Source organism: Posidoniimonas corsicana (genome assembly GCF_007859765.1).
Lineage (GTDB): Bacteria > Planctomycetota > Planctomycetia > Pirellulales > Lacipirellulaceae > Posidoniimonas > Posidoniimonas corsicana.
Genome location: NZ_SIHJ01000001.1, coordinates 1,291,752 through 1,306,160 on the forward strand (window position 1 = coordinate 1,291,752; position 14,409 = coordinate 1,306,160).

At 66.6% G+C, this 14,409-nt stretch carries 11 protein-coding genes; 3 read left to right on the forward strand and 8 right to left on the reverse strand.

Annotated features, from left to right (window positions below):
• Window position 1: 1 nt before the first annotated feature.
• The gene (locus KOR34_RS04910; RefSeq protein WP_197531152.1) at window positions 2–526 is read left to right on the forward strand and encodes a nucleoside deaminase; all 525 of its coding nucleotides are present in this window, start codon (window positions 2–4) and stop codon (window positions 524–526) included.
• 17 nt (window positions 527–543) lie between these two features.
• On the opposite strand, the gene KOR34_RS04915 is transcribed toward KOR34_RS04910, so the two are convergent.
• The 3 genes from KOR34_RS04915 to KOR34_RS04925 form a co-directional block, all read right to left on the reverse strand.
• Complete coding sequence (locus tag KOR34_RS04915; protein WP_146562726.1) at window positions 544–1,164, reverse strand: hypothetical protein; 621 nt, start codon at window positions 1,162–1,164, stop codon at window positions 544–546.
• Between the two features lie 237 nt (window positions 1,165–1,401).
• Entirely contained in the window at window positions 1,402–2,079 is a 678-nt protein-coding gene (locus tag KOR34_RS04920) for a class I SAM-dependent methyltransferase (protein WP_146562728.1), read from the reverse strand.
• A 137-nt stretch (window positions 2,080–2,216) separates the two neighbouring features.
• Window positions 2,217–4,433 (reverse strand): glutamine synthetase III family protein, encoded by a 2,217-nt coding sequence (locus KOR34_RS04925; protein WP_228714512.1) that lies wholly within the window; start codon window positions 4,431–4,433, stop codon window positions 2,217–2,219.
• 659 nt (window positions 4,434–5,092) lie between these two features.
• On the opposite strand from KOR34_RS04925, the gene KOR34_RS04930 reads away from it, so the two are divergent.
• On the forward strand, window positions 5,093–6,211 hold the full coding sequence (locus KOR34_RS04930) for a potassium channel family protein (RefSeq protein ID WP_197531153.1): 1,119 nt from the start codon (window positions 5,093–5,095) through the stop codon (window positions 6,209–6,211).
• 202 nt (window positions 6,212–6,413) lie between these two features.
• Window positions 6,414–8,297 carry a hypothetical protein gene (locus KOR34_RS04935; protein ID WP_146562730.1) on the forward strand — a complete coding sequence of 628 codons (1,884 nt, stop codon included), beginning with the start codon at window positions 6,414–6,416 and terminating at the stop codon, window positions 8,295–8,297.
• A gap of 212 nt (window positions 8,298–8,509) precedes the next feature.
• Here KOR34_RS04935 and KOR34_RS04940 read toward each other — a convergent pair whose 3' ends face one another.
• From KOR34_RS04940 to KOR34_RS04960, 5 genes are all read right to left on the reverse strand, one after another.
• Window positions 8,510–9,187: a hypothetical protein gene (locus KOR34_RS04940; protein ID WP_146562732.1), complete on the reverse strand. Its 678-nt coding sequence runs from the start codon at window positions 9,185–9,187 to the stop codon at window positions 8,510–8,512.
• Between the two features lie 114 nt (window positions 9,188–9,301).
• On the reverse strand, window positions 9,302–10,543 hold the full coding sequence (locus KOR34_RS04945) for a diaminopimelate decarboxylase family protein (protein ID WP_146562734.1): 1,242 nt from the start codon (window positions 10,541–10,543) through the stop codon (window positions 9,302–9,304).
• Window positions 10,544–10,702: 159 nt separating this feature from the next.
• Complete coding sequence (locus KOR34_RS04950) at window positions 10,703–11,596, reverse strand: hypothetical protein (protein ID WP_146562736.1); 894 nt, start codon at window positions 11,594–11,596, stop codon at window positions 10,703–10,705.
• A 120-nt stretch (window positions 11,597–11,716) separates the two neighbouring features.
• The gene (locus KOR34_RS04955; protein ID WP_197531154.1) at window positions 11,717–12,601 is read right to left on the reverse strand and encodes an NAD(+)/NADH kinase; all 885 of its coding nucleotides are present in this window, start codon (window positions 12,599–12,601) and stop codon (window positions 11,717–11,719) included.
• A 24-nt stretch (window positions 12,602–12,625) separates the two neighbouring features.
• Window positions 12,626–14,320 carry a SpoIIE family protein phosphatase gene (locus KOR34_RS04960; protein ID WP_146562740.1) on the reverse strand — a complete coding sequence of 565 codons (1,695 nt, stop codon included), beginning with the start codon at window positions 14,318–14,320 and terminating at the stop codon, window positions 12,626–12,628.
• Window positions 14,321–14,409 lie beyond the last annotated feature (89 nt).

The window sequence follows — 14,409 nt, forward strand, 5'->3', positions numbered from 1 at the left end:
GATGCCGCTGCCAGACAAGGCCGCCAACGAGCTGCGGATGCGAGAGCTCGTAGCGTTCACACGAACCTCGCTCTCAACTCCGCACCCCTCGCCGTTCGGCTCGTCGGTCTACGACCTGCAGAGCGGCGAGCTCGTGTCCCAGTCGTACGACACGGTCATCGCCGAGACCGACCCGACCAACCACGCCGAGGTGAACGCGATCCGCCTCGCGACGCGCAGGCTGGGGCGGCTGTCGCTCGCCGGACACGTGCTCTACAGCACGTGCGAGCCCTGCCCGATGTGCATGTCGGCCTGCCTGTGGGCAGAGCTGGAGCTGGTCGTGTTCGGTGCGTCAACCATGGAGGACGCCAACGCCTACTGGCCCCAGTCGTCGGACGTCACGCCGCAGGAGCTCGCCCAGCGGGGGCTGCGAGAACCCGGGTGCGCGGTCCTGCCGCACGTCGAACGGGCCGCGTGCCAGGCGCTGTTTCACGACTGTGACGCGGAGCTGGCGAGCCGAGAGCTGCGGCTGCCGCCACACCGGTAGCCAAGCCGGCCTCACCCCTACGGGCCGTCGGGGTACAGGTGCATGTGGTAGTGCACGCCGCCGTAGCCGCCGTAGGGGCCGCCCCAGGGGTTGAACCAACCGCCGGCGCCCCAGGTGGGCGGGGCGTTCAGGTCGTCCAGCTTGGACTGCTGCATCTCGGCCGCCCGCTGCTGCTCGACCTGCAGCTGCTTCTCGCCTTCGATCGCCGCGGCGGTCTCGCCCTGGCTGACGCTCGACAGCGCCTGCTTGGCCGCCTGCTGGTAGGCCATCGCGTGCTGCAGCGACGCCTGGTGGGCCTGCTGCCACGCCTGCTGTTGCTGCTGCTGCATCTGCTGCTCGTGCTCAAACTTCAGCAGCCACAGCTTCATCTGAGTGGCGCTGAGGCCCTCAAGCTCACGCTTGTACTCGGCGCCCTCCTCGGGCGTGATCTTGGCGGAGACCCTAATGTAGTCGTTAAGCCACTTGCGGGCCTGGATCATCTGCGGGCTGTTCCAGACCTTGGCGGCCGCGGGGTCCATCTTCTTCGGCGCGGCCGTGGTGGCGGCGGACGCAGAGTCCTGAGCCGCGCCCTCCCAGATCAGGCAGAGCACCGCGAGCAGCGTGACGGAAACGATCGAGAGTAGTTTGGTGGCGCTCATGTCTAGGCTTCCCGAGTGTGTGGGGGGCTCTGTGTGCGGATGGCTGTGCTGGTTGACGCCGCCCGGACCGGCGGCGAGACGCGGTTACGCGCCGCTCTAGTATACTCCCGCCCGCGGGGCGTGCCCAAATCAACACGTTGATTGGTCGGGTTGTGCCGGCGGCAACGGACAGAAGAAGGGGTCGGGTTGCAGCGGGCGGGGCCGACCTTCTTGGGGGGGTGGCGAAGCGACTCGCCGCTAGCCCGCCTGCCCCACGAGGACGAGCGACGACGGGACGCTCGCTCCCGGCGCCATCGGCTCCCGCAAGCGAACCACCCGCAGGCGGTTGTCGGAGAACAGCGCGACCCACGACGCCAGCGTGCGGAAGTACCAAGGCGGCGGGTCCTGGAAGGCGTCGCCCAGCCCGTCCCGAAAGCCGGTTCGCCAGCCGTCCTGGTAGGGGAGTTCACCGCCCACCGCCAACGGGTGGACCGTCTGAACAACACAGCACCCGCCCGGGTTCAGCAGGCTCGGGACCGTGGCGAACAGTCGGGACACCAACTCGTCGCCGAAGAGGGAGAAGTTGAACACCACCGCGTCGAACTTCTCGGTGAGGGCGCCGGCGGCGATCTCTTCGTAGGAGCAAACGGAGAACCGGGCGCCGCCCGCTTCGTTGGCCTGCTGAACGAGACCCGGCACGGCGTCCACGCCGAGCACGTCGACCCCGTGGACCGCCAGCGACCTCGCGAGCCACCCTTCGCCGCAGCCAACGTCCAGCACGGACGCCGGGGCCAGGTCGGTCACCGTGCTGACGATCGCGTGGTTGGTGGCCGCCACGCGGCTCTCGATCTTGTCGTGGCGGACCGCGTCGGCCCACGCCTGGGCGTTGGCCAACCACGACCGGATCATGTGCTGGTCGTTCTCGCGGTCGGTCATGGCGTGGCTCAGTTAAGTTGCATGTAATGGGTTGCGTTCGAAGGGCCGCCCCGCCACGAAAAACGGCCGGGCGACGGACCGCACGGGGCGGCCGCCGCCCGGCCGGAAGGCGGGCAAGCAGGTTCAGCGGGGCCGAACTACTTGATGAACAGCATCTCCTGGTAGGTGGGCAGCGGCCACAGGTCGTCGGCCACGAGTCCCTCCAGCATGTCCGAGGCGGCGCGAACCTTCAGCATAGCGGGCAGCACCTTGTCGCACGCCAGGCGGACGTCCTCGCAGCCCTCCTTGGTGGCCTCGGCCAGCTCGTTGATGGCGTCCTGCAGGTCCTTGACCAGGCCGGTGATCCGGTCGAGGGTCTTGGTGTCGAACTCGTAGCCCAGGGACTTCAGGTTCGTGCAGGTCGTGGCCAGCTCGTTCTGGTACCGGATCGCGGCCGGGAAGATCATCTTGCGGGCGATCTGCTTGGTCAGGTTCGACTCGACGTTGACCGTCATGCAGTACTGCTCGCAGTACGTCTCGTAGCGGCTCTCGAGCTCACGCTCGCTGAGCACCTCGTAGGTGCTGAAGAGCTTCTTGACGTTGTCCGAGAGCAGCTCGGGCAGGGCGTCGGCGGTGGTCTTCAGGTTCTTCAGGCCACGCTTCTCGGCCTCGGCGTGCCACTCTTCCGAGTAGCCGTTGCCGTTGAAGATAATGTCGCCGCACTCGGACATGACGTCCGACAGCAGCTTCTGGACGGCGCCGTGCAGCTTCTCGTCGTCGCCGCCGGTGGCCGCCTCGAGCTGCGAAGCGCAGTAGTCGAGCGACTCGGCGATGATGGTGTTCATCGCCACCAGCGGGCCGGCGATGGAGAAGTTGGAGCCGACCGCACGGAACTCAAACCGGTTGCCGGTAAAGGCGAACGGGCTGGTGCGGTTGCGGTCGCCGGCGTCCTTGTCGAGCGGCGGCAGCGTGTCGACGCCGACCTCCAGGCTCCCCTTGGGAAGCGAGCTCTTGGCGCCGCCGCCCTTGATCTGCTCGAACACGTCCTGCAGCTGGTCGCCGAGGAAGATCGAGAGGATCGCCGGCGGGGCCTCGTTGGCGCCCAAGCGGTGGTCGTTGCCGGCCGAGGCGACAACCGCCCGCAGCAGGCCCTGGTGCTTGTACACGCCGCGGATCACGGCCGCGCAGAACACCAAGAACTGGGCGTTCTCGTGCGGGGTGTCACCCGGGTCAAGCAGGTTGCCGTGCTCGCTGGAGCCGAGCGACCAGTTGACGTGCTTGCCGCTGCCGTTGACGCCCGCGAATGGCTTCTCGTGCGTCAGGCACTCCATGTCGTACTTCTTCGCGACCTTCTTCAGCACCAGCATGATAAGCTGCTGGTGGTCGGTCGCGACGTTGGCGGTCTCGAAGATCGGGGCGATCTCGTACTGACCGGGGGCCACCTCGTTGTGACGGGTCTTCACGGGGACGCCCAGCTTGAACAGCTCGCGCTCCACCTCAAACATGAAGGCCAGCACCCGCTCGGGGATGGCGCCGAAGTAGTGGTCGTCAAACTCCTGGCCCTTGGGGGGGGCGGCGCCGAACAGCGTGCGGCCCGCGTTCACCAGGTCGGGGCGGGCGTAGAAGAAGCCCTTGTCGACCAGGAAGTACTCCTGCTCAGGCCCGGCCGTCGAGGCGACAAACGCCTTGGCGTCGTGGCCGAACAGCTTCAGGATGCGGTGCGCCTGGGCGTCCAGCGCCTGCATGCTGCGGAGCACGGGCGTCTTCTTGTCGAGCGCCTCGCCGGTCCACGACACAAAGCAGGTCGGGATGGCCAGCGTGGTGCCGTTGGGGTTCTCCAGGATGTACGCCGGGCTGGTGACGTCCCAGATGGTGTAGCCGCGGGCCTCGTGCGTCTGGCGGATGCCGCCCGACGGGAAGCTGGAGCCGTCCGGCTCGCCCTGGATCAGCTCCTTGCCGCTGAACTGGGCGAGGGTGCTGCCGTCGCCGGTGGGCGCCATGAAGCTGTCGTGCTTCTCGGCGGTTCCGCCGGTCAGCGGGTAGAAGACGTGGGTGTAGTGCGTGGCGCCCTTCTCAATGGCCCAGTCCTTCATGGCCATCGCCACGACGTCGGCCACGGTCGGGTCGAGCTTCTCGCCGGCCTCCATGGTCTTCATCAGGGACTTGAAGATCGCCTTGGGCAGACGCTTCTTCATCTGCGCCTTGCCAAACACGTTGGAGCCGAACACACCCTCGGGCGAGCTGTTCGCGAAGTCCAGCGGGGGAGCCGACGGCTGATAGTTGATGGCCGCCGTGATCGCCGACTGCCGCGTAGAACTGCCAGAGTGTCCGCCAATCGACTTGGCGGTGCTGGTGGAGGTCGAGTTCGTGCTCACTTGGGGTCTCCTGGTGTGGTGTGAGGAGTACGGGAGGGCGGCGTGGCGCCGCCTGTGAACGGGTTCGGGGGATCTCGAGCGGGGGAGGCGGGCGGGGAGTCTTCGCCTGCTGGCCGGCTGCGCTTGAGCCATAGGCATAAGCGATGCCGGCGTGCAATTCCAGGGGCTGCCGCCGCAACCCGGCCGCATCGGCCGGCGTCGGGAAGGCTTGCCGCCGCGGATCGGCAGTGGCAAGCAGGCAACCAGCCGCAACCGCGCGGCGGGGCCGTGCGGCTCGGACGGTGGTCTGGAAGACGCTGCGGCGCACGCCGTTGCTACGGCATGGGCCGCCGGGGTTCGATCAGAGAGGTCTCCTTCGAAACTTGGGTCCGCCTGGGCGATTCGCCCCACAACAAGATCGGAAACGGCAGAAGATCGGGAGGGCCCCGAGCTCCGGCACGCTAAATGCAAATTAGGCGCCACAACTGCTATCAGACAACGGCGGTCGCCCGCCCAGCAAAGCTCAAGATGTTTCGTGACAAGGGTTTTTGACGCAGCGGGCGTCCTCGTCTGGCCGCCGCGTCCCGGTACGCTTGCCGACTGATCAGCTCAGCACTTAGGCGCCAGAGCCCAAGGTCTAGGCAGACCGCACCAACGGGAGCACCCAGCAAGGGCGAAGCGTGGAACAGCAACCACAAAACCCTCCGCCCGCACGACGAAGGCCGCTCGCCCTGTCCGGTCCCATCCGCAAGATTGTCACGGGCCTGGCGCTGTTCCTCACGGTCTGCCTGATCGCCGTGATCGGCTACCTGGCCTCGGGCTGGGAGCTGGACGACTCGATCTACATGGTGGTGATCACCATCTTCGGCGTCGGCTACGGCGAGATCCAGCCGGTCGACTCCCCCGCCGAGCGGGCCCTGACCATCCTGGTGATCATCGCGGGCTACGGGGCGGTCATCTACACCGTGGGTGGGTTTATGCAGATGCTCATCGACGGCGAACTGAACAAAGCTCTAGGAGCAAGACGAATGACCCGCGACATCCAGAAGCTCAGCGGCCACACCATCCTGTGCGGCGCGGGTCGGGTGGGCACCATCCTCGCCCAGGAGCTCCAGGCCGGCGGGAAGCCGTTTGTCGTGATCGACGCGGACCCCCAGCGTCTTCAGGAGGCCCAGGACCGCGGGTTCCTGGTGGTCAGCGGCGACGCCACCGAGGAGTTCGTGCTGGAGCAGGCGGGCATCGAACGGGCCTCCGTGCTGGCGACCGTGCTGTCGCAGGACGCCAACAACGTGTTCGTCACGATCACCGCCCGCGAGATGAACCCCGGCCTGACCATCATCGCCCGCGGCGAGAACCCCCGCACGGAGAAGAAGCTGCTGGGAAGCGGCGCCGACAAGGTGGTGCTGCCCACGGCGATCGGCGCCAAGAAGCTGGCGCAGATGATCATCCGCCCAACCGCCGAGAACCTGCTGGAGCAGCTCACCAGCCGCAGCGACATGAGCGAGGAGCTGGGCAGGATCGGCCTCCGCTTCGAGGAGCTGGAGGTCACCCCCGAGAGCGCCATCGCCGGCAAGGCGCTGGCCGACATCGAGCTCCGCGGCAACCACGGGTTCCTGATTGTCGGCATCCGCACGGCCGACGGCGCCACCACGCTCCACCCGCCAACCGACACCCAACTCGCGGCGGGCGACGTCGTCATCATCCTGGGCCACGGCGACGACATCCCCGAGCTCGCCGCGCGCTTCACCGCCAAGCGGGACAAGATGACGTACCGCGGCGTGACGATCGACGCCAACTAGTCGGTACGTCAACGTCTAGCGGCGAGCTGTCAAATCCCCGTGGCGGGCCACACGCGCGGTTGATGATCTACTCGACGGGGGCGTTCTACACCCACCCGCTCACGGGATGGTTGCGGCGCCGGCCCTACCCGGTAGGATGCGGCGCAGCGTCCTGCCGTTTCGATCTGCCGTTCACAACCGCATGACGAGGGAAGGGAAACGCATGCTCCGCGCATCCAGCCTGCTGGCGAGCTCCACGTTGGCCGTGTTGCTGCTGACCGCCGGGACAAGCCCGGCCGGCGAGTTCAGCCCGCAAGTGCTCAAGCTGCCGTACCCGCCGGACGCGTACGACCTGGAATTCACCGCCTGGTCCGAGGACATCACCTACAACAGCCAGTCGCCGCTGAAGTCGCTCGGCGCGTTCTACCTCGAGGAGATGCGAGAACGAGGCTGGGAGCTGGACAAGGACGAGGTCGAGATCGACGACGACTCCATCGAGCTGGTGTTCACCCATGGCGAACACGAGGTCGACCTCCGCATCAGCCAGTGGTCCAAAGAGGTGAAGGTCCGTATCGACGGCGACGAGCTCGACTTTGCCGGCGTCGACGACCCCGCCAGCATCGCGGCCGCCGGCCTGCCCGTGCCGCCGGCAGTGCGGTTCTTCCACACCCAGCTCGAAACGCCCGCCGACGCTCGGAAACCCGACTTCGACGCGGACGACGTCACGGTGATCTCGCCGCAGGGCCTGCAGGAGGCGTACGACTTCTACTGTGATCAGGTCCGCAAGCTCGGCTTCCGCGAGTCCCGCCGTCCGATTATCACCGACACGCGCCGCTACACCGAGTTCAAGCAGGGCGGCGCCGAGGTGAGCGTCAACGTGTTCACCCACGACGCCGGGTCGCGGGCGGTGCTCGGCTACGAGGACTCCCGGCCGACGCCCAGGAAGCCGCCGCTGGCGGCCGTGGCGTCGCTGCCGATCGGCAACCCGGTCGAGGCCATGGAAGCGGAGGTCGCCGCGGAAACGGCGATGAACAAGACCCCCGTCAGCGTGGCCGACAACCGTGGCCAGGCCGTGGTGACCTACGGCGGCAAGAAATACACCTTCAACAACGTCGCCTGTTTCCAGACCAAGGACCGCGGCGGCTACGCCACGGAAGTGGTGTTCGCGTCCAAGCCGATCCCGCTGGGACAGCTCCAGCAGCTGCTCGCTGCCGAGGACGACCCATCGCTGTGGGACCTGTACGACGACTTCCAGAGCCCGGACTACCTGATCCTGCAGCTCGGCAAGTTCGAGAGCGTGTCGTTCTCCGTGCCGGGAGTCGGGATCGGCGGCAAACAACCGGCCGACTACACCAACCAGATGAAGGTCGAGGACGGCCGCGTGCGGGGCAAGTGGACTATGGCGGCCGAGACGGTGCTCAGCCGCAAGATGTCATTCACCGCGGAGATCGACGCGGCGCTGCTCACCCCCACCACGCGGATCACGTCGATGCCGACCGAGTCCGCGGCAGCTCCCGCCGCGCCGCCGATCCCGGGATTCAAAGACGCCGACATCCCGATGCCCGACGGCGTCGAGGACCTCAGCCGCACGGGCTCCAACTTCCGCAAGGAGTACACCGCCACCGTGGCGAAGCCGTGGCCGGAAGTGAGCAAGTTCTTCCAGCGCGAGCTACCCAAAGAGGGCTGGACCCTGGTGACCATCAACGATGGCCGCCTCACCTTCCGCACGCCCCAGCGCGAGCTGACGGCCGTGGTGAAGCCCGCCGGCTCGGGAACGTCAATCCTCGTGGTTACGCGGGAGAAATCGCTAGCCGAGAAGGAAGGCATCTTGCCCGAGCGTGGCAAGGCCCGGCTGGTGCTCGGCAACGCCCACACGCGGCCGGTGGTGTTCACTATCGGCAAGCAGGACTACCAGCTCAAGGCGGGGCAGGGGGGCCGCGACCCCCAGGACGCGCTGAACTACACGGTCGGCCCGGGCACGTACACCGTGGTGATCAAGATCCCCGGCGAGGCGCCGCAGACCGAGAAGCTAAAGCTCGAAGAGGGTAGCACGTGGGGGATCATCGCGCTGCCGACCGGTGGGTATCTGCCGATGCAGCTTTACTGATTCCCACCGGTAAAGGGGCACACGGAATCAAAGGCTCTCCGAAGCAGGAACTGGTCCGGCTCGTCATTCCGAGATCCCTCTCACGGTTTGGAAACCGTGTGTACTTTGGAGGCTCAGTGCCGAGAGATTCGCAGGCAAGTGGCCCTGAGTTTCCCACCGCCGACCATCAATTCCGATCCACCCTCGCCTAGAGGGATTAACAACCGCAAACTCTACCGATTAATGCTACCAATTAGATGCGAGTTTAGCTTCTCAGCAAGCGTTGCTGCGACCGTCCAGTTATCTGGTGCGTTTGCCAGAATCGCCCGTCCGTGCAACCAATGCACCGCTCGGCTGACAGCAGCTCCACTCGTAACTGAGAATCCCGGCTGTTCGAATCGAACAACCGCGTAAGTGAATGGATTCTTACCTTCTCGGTAGCCGACATGCTGAATGCCGTCCGTGGCTTCGACAGCCGCGATCCACTCATTGAGGCGGATCGGATCTAGAATGGACTCTCCAAATTGCCGGGTACGACAAATGTACAGCTGGCTATCATCCGGCGGCCAGTCAATTCGGCACTCCTGGACTGCCGTTGGAAGATAGTCCGAGAGTTCTACTCCCATGTCCGCTACACCAAGCGGATCATGATCCCAGAGGTACACAGTCTCATCCGGGTCTTTGCCTTTAACGAAGTAGTAATTGCCACACCCGTCACCATTCAAGAAGAAACGGTTCCTGTGCGTTGCCGTGTCCTCTAGCTCCGCAAGCTCCAAGTTGAGCACAAGCAGCGTCGTTGGATCAAAGCCTTGCGCAGAAAGTGAGTCTTCAGAGTTAGATCTCACATACGTAGAGTAGCCGATTGGGACCGACGCTGTGATCTTGGATTCGAGGTCGGCAAGGGTAGCCATTGATCTAAACTACGCCCCTCGAGTTGGCCACTGCCTGTTTCGAAGACAACGCCGGATGCCCAAGACCTTAGATTTCCATTCCCGGGCCCTGAGAACCATCAGAGACTTTGTCGCTCAGAATTCCAGCGTCGCAAACAAATCATCTAGCGTCTCGCCCCGCCGGATCATCTGCAGCGAGCCGTCTTCCTTCAGCAGGTACTCCGGGCTGCGGAGCTTGCCGTTGTAGTTGAAGCCCATCGAGTGGCCGTGGGCGCCGGCGTCGTGGATGGCGAGGTAGTCGCCCATCTCGACCTTGGGCAGCGGCCGCTGCACGGCGAACTTGTCGTTGTTCTCGCACAGCGAGCCGACCACGTCGAACTCGCCCACCGGCGGCTGGTCCGACTTGCCCAGCACCGTGATGTGGTGGTACGAGCCGTACATGCCGGGCCGCATCAGGTTGGCCATCGACGCGTCCACGCCCAGGTAGTCGCGGTAGGTGTGCTTGGTGTGGATGGCCTTGGTCACGAGCACGCCGAACGGGCCGGTCATGCAGCGGCCGTTCTCCATCATCACCTTCAGCCCCTCCAGGCCCGAGCCGCCGATCACCTCGTCGTACGCCGCGTGCACCTTCGCGCCGAAGCTGGCGAGGTCGACCGGCGTGTCCTCGGGCTTGTAGGCCACGCCGATGCCGCCGCCCAGGTTGACCATCTCGATCCGGACGTCGGTCTTCTCTTGGATCTCGAGGGCGAGCTCGAACAGCATCCGCGCGTTGGCGACCAGTGCGTCCTCGCTCAGCTCGTTCGACACGATCATCGCGTGCAGGCCGAACCGCTTGACGCCGTTGTCCCGCAGCTTGGCGTAGCCCTCGATGAGCTGATCGCGCGAGAAGCCGAACTTGGCCTCGGTCGGCTTGCCAATGATGGCCGAGCCCGCGCTCAGCGGGCCGGGGTTGTAGCGGCAGCTGATCAGCTCCGGCAGCCCCACCTCGTCCCGCAGGAACTCCACGTGGGTGAGGTCGTCCAGGTTGATGATGGCGCCCAGCTCCTTCGCCTTCTGGTACTCGTGGGCGGGCGTGTTGTTCGAGGTGAACATGATGTCCTCCGGCCCGGCGCCGACGCGCTCGGAGAGGACCAGCTCGGCCAGGCTGCTGCAGTCCATGCCGCAGCCCTCTTCGAACAGGATCTTGAGGATGTGCGGGTTGGGCGTCGCCTTGACGGCGAAGTACTCGCGGAATCCGGGCGCCCAGCTGAAGGCCTGGATCAACGCGCGGGCATTGCGGCGGATGCCGGCCTCGTCGTAGATGTGGAACGGCGTGGGGGTCTCGGCGGCCAGCTTCTGGAGGGTCGCTTCGGGGATCGGCAGCGTCTTCTGGGGCATCGGAGGGCGGCAGGCAGGTGGGAGGGGCGCGTGACGGCCGCGCGTCCGCGCGGCGGGAGCCCACCAGAATCCCAGACTTGCGGCCGGAAGTCGAGGGGCTAATCGGCGCGCCGGCCCTCGTATCTGCGCACGTCGGCGTCTGTCCCGCGGCCGCGGACGCTACTTCTCGTCGGTCTTCGAGGGGCGGCTCGCCACAGCGGCGCCGTCCTGCAGCCGTTCGGTCATGTGCATGCGGTAATGCATGCTGCTGGCCGGCCCGGCGAAGCCGAGCACCCGCTTATCGACGTCGTACTCCTGGCTGAGCACTCGGCCCCGCTTGATGTCGAACCGCACCGTGCCCTCGATGTAGCGTTGGGCCAGCTGGCCCTCCATTTCAGGCGTCACCGGTGAGAGGGTCTGAAAAGCGGACTCGATCACCGCGACGCCGTTCTTGACGCTTGCCAGGCGGAAGTGGCGGCGGGTGGTGACCGCCTTGGTGCCGCCCTCCGACAGGTTGACCTTGATCTCGACCGGCTCGTCCCACGAGTCGCCCACGGCGACCGGCTTCTCGGGCAGCAGCACCGCGAGCGGCGCGTAGGGGTCGGCCGCCGGCTGGTGGTGCTTGACCTCGTGGTTCACCACCTTGCCCCACGGGGTCAGGCGGATGTGGCTCAGAGGCACGCCGACCGCCTTGGCGGCGTCCTCAAATCCGGCGGGGGGCGCCTTGTCCTTGGTGCTGTCGTAGCTCACCTCGGCCCGCTCGGGCAGGCGGTTGGTCATCTGCAGCTCCTCGACCACGTGCTGCAGTTCGATCTCGCCGTTGGGGAGCACGTCGATCACCTTCCACGCCTTGACCGACTGGCTGCGGGTCTGGGCCTTCTGGGTCGAGCCCTCCATGGTCGACCGGATAAGCGCATCGTGCTCGATGTCGTACCTCAGCACGTCGCCGATCTCGAATTTGTAGTGCAGCGTGTGCTTCTGCGCGTCGGAGTCCGCGGCGGGGCAGGGCAGGGCGGCGAGCAGCGCAAGCGTGGTCGAGAACGCGAATCGGGCGGCGGGTCCGGATAACGACATCCTGAGATTCCTTCCTGAGGATGAGGGGGCGGCTGTGCGAGGGCCGTCAGGATAATCAATCGCCGCCCGCCGGCTTAGAGCAGTTTGCCAGCATTCCGCAGGGCAGCTAGCAGGATGCCGCTAGCAGGGGCCGTCGTCTTGCGGGTCGCGGGGTCGGCGGCCCCAGCCGAGCTTGTGCCGCAGCGTCTGGTAGTAGCTCTGGCCGCTGACCTCAACCAGCTGGAACACCGAGCGGCTACGCTTCACCCGCACGCGGTCGCCGGGCGTGAGCGGCGCGACCACCTGGCCGTCCACCAGCAGGGAAGTGCCCTCGTTGGGCGCGGGCACGACTACCTCGTACACGTGGTCGGCCGAGTCGACCACCGGACGGTTGGTCAGCGTGTGCGGGCTGATCGGTGCGATCACAAACGCCTGCAGGTCCTTGCGGAGGATCGGACCGCCGGCCGCCAGGTTGTGGGCGGTTGAGCCGACCGGCGTGCTGATGATCAGTCCGTCGCAGTTGTAGGTGGCGACCAGGTCGCCGTCGACGTAGAGCTGGGCTTCGAGCATCGAGAACGGCGGCCCGGCCAGCACCGCGACCTCGTTCAGGCCGAGCCGGGAGGTGGCCCCGCCGTCGGCGTTCACCAGTTCGCACTCGAACATCAGGTGGTCGATCAGCGTGTGGCCGCCGGCGGCCAGCTCGGGCAGCGCGCGGTCCAGGTGCTCGGGCTGCAGCGCGGCGAGGAAACCGAGGTTGCCCAGGTTCACCCCCACCACCGGCAGCTGCTGGTCCGCCATCAGGCGGGCGGTGCGGAGGATGGTGCCGTCGCCCCCCAGGGTGACCGCGAACTGGGCGCCCTCCGGGTGGAACACTTCGTCCAGGTCGTCCTGAACGGAGGTGACCGCGAAGTACCGCTTGAGGTCGGGCAGCAGGGCCTCTGCGCGTTCACGCAGGTGGGGCCGCCCGCCGTCGAATACCACGACCGCCGTTGGGAGCTCAGCCGGGGTTGGGTTGCTGTGGGCCAATGCGACGCTCGGTCGGTGCTTTATTTATGAGGGGTTGCGGCCGAAACAGGCCAGGCACATGTCGTCGCTCTGGGCGTAGCCGTCGACGAACGACCGCACGTCCTCCAGGATGTGCTGGCCCAGCTCGCTGACGTTGGCGGCATCGGCCGCGGCGACCTTCGCCAGCCGCTCCAGCCCGTACAGGTCACGGTCGGCGTTCATCGCCTCGCTGAAGCCGTCGGTGAACACGGTCAGCACGTCGCCGGGCGAGAGCGTGCGGGTAAGCGACTCGTACTCGTAGTCCTCGTAGACGCCGATCGGCAGGCCGGAGATCTCCTCGGAGATCTCCTCGACCATCCCGCCGGTGCTGCGGAGCAGCGGCGCCATGTGGCCGGCGTTGACCATGGTCATCTCGTGCGTTGTCGGATCGACCACTGCGAAGATCATGGTGACGAACTTGTCGTCCCAGCCCTGTTGGGCGAACAGCTTGTTGACCCGCATCACCACCTTGGCCAGGTCCGGCTCGCTGGCGAGGGTGAATCGGACATCGCTCGACAGGCGGGCCATGAGGATCGCCGCCGAGACGCCCTTGCCCGCCACGTCGCCGACGATCACGGCGAACCTGCCGTCGGGCAGTTGGATGTAGTCGTAGTAGTCGCCGCCGACCTGGCGGGCCGACTCGTAGTAGGAGAAGAAGTCGTACCCCTCGGCGACCGGCGCCCGCGAGGGCAGCAGCGCCCTCTGCATGCGGGCGGCCAGCTCCAGGTCGCGCTGCAGCGCTCGCTGGGCGACCACCTGCTCGTGCATCACGGCGTTGTCCATCGCCACCGCGGCCTGCGACGCCACGCCGGCCAGCACCTCGAGGTCCTCGTCGGTGAAGCGGCTGCGTTGGTTGGTGGTGTCGACCTGGATCACGCCCAGCGAGTTGCCGTCCGAGTCGATCATCGGAGCGCAGAGCATCGAGCGGATCTCGAACTCGGCGATGCTCTGGGCCATGCCGAACCGCTCGTCCGACGCGGCGTCGGCCGACAGGATCGCCTGCTGCGACTTCATCGCCTGCTCAACGATCGTGCGGCTCAGGCGGGGCGCCTCCTCGTTGTCGGCCTTGCGGCGGCACCGCCACGACACCGGCACCAGCGGCGCGTCGGGGCCGGGACGCATCACCACAAACGCGCGGTCGGCCTGCACGAAGATCTTGAACAGGCTCTCCAGCAGCTTCGGCAGGATCTCCTCCACCGACAGCGCCTTGCCGAGGTTGTTGGAGATCTCTAGCAGCGCGGAGAGCTTGACCTCAGGCTTGGCGGACATCGACCAGCTCTTCGAGCCCGGGCCGAGGTCGAGGGTGGCCATCACGTTGGCGGGGCCGTCGTCCTCGGTGTCGTTGACCAGCTGGGCCAACGACGACTCGTCGCCCAGGTAGGCGGTGTCGCCCCCCAGCAGGCTGTTGGGCGGGCTGGCGTGGAAGGAGAACTCCTGGTCGCAGACCGTGACGCGGTCGCCCTCGCGGAGCGGCGTCGGCGCCACTACCGCCTGGCCGTTGAGCTGTGTGCCGTTGCGGCTGCCGAGGTCCTTCAGCAGGAACTGGCCACGCTCGCGCAGCACGGACGCGTGCCGGCGGCTGACCGCCGCTACGTCGATCGCGATCTCGCAGTCGGAGCTGCGGCCAATGACCGACTCGTCGCTCAGCAGGTCGAACGTCTTGCCGGGCGAGACGCCGGTCACAATCTTCAGGAACGCCATAGCTCGGGCATCGGGGTAGGGTGCGGCGTTGGAGTCACCTCGCGGGACCTGAATCTTAGGCCAGCAGACGCGGCGCCGCAATCGAGGGC

What these genes read in the sequence shown, in the direction of transcription:
- KOR34_RS04935 (WP_146562730.1), top strand. Translation starts at nt 6,414, where the DNA reads ATGCTCCGCGCATCCAGCCTGCTGGCGAGCTCCACGTTGGCCGTGTTG.
- KOR34_RS04915 (WP_146562726.1), bottom strand. Translation starts at nt 1,164, where the DNA reads ATGAGCGCCACCAAACTACTCTCGATCGTTTCCGTCACGCTGCTCGCG.
- KOR34_RS04920 (WP_146562728.1), bottom strand. Translation starts at nt 2,079, where the DNA reads ATGACCGACCGCGAGAACGACCAGCACATGATCCGGTCGTGGTTGGCC.
- KOR34_RS04940 (WP_146562732.1), bottom strand. Translation starts at nt 9,187, where the DNA reads ATGGCTACCCTTGCCGACCTCGAATCCAAGATCACAGCGTCGGTCCCA.
- KOR34_RS04910 (WP_197531152.1), top strand. Translation starts at nt 2, where the DNA reads ATGCCGCTGCCAGACAAGGCCGCCAACGAGCTGCGGATGCGAGAGCTC.
- KOR34_RS04960 (WP_146562740.1), bottom strand. Translation starts at nt 14,320, where the DNA reads ATGGCGTTCCTGAAGATTGTGACCGGCGTCTCGCCCGGCAAGACGTTC.
- KOR34_RS04945 (WP_146562734.1), bottom strand. Translation starts at nt 10,543, where the DNA reads ATGCCCCAGAAGACGCTGCCGATCCCCGAAGCGACCCTCCAGAAGCTG.
- KOR34_RS04950 (WP_146562736.1), bottom strand. Translation starts at nt 11,596, where the DNA reads ATGTCGTTATCCGGACCCGCCGCCCGATTCGCGTTCTCGACCACGCTT.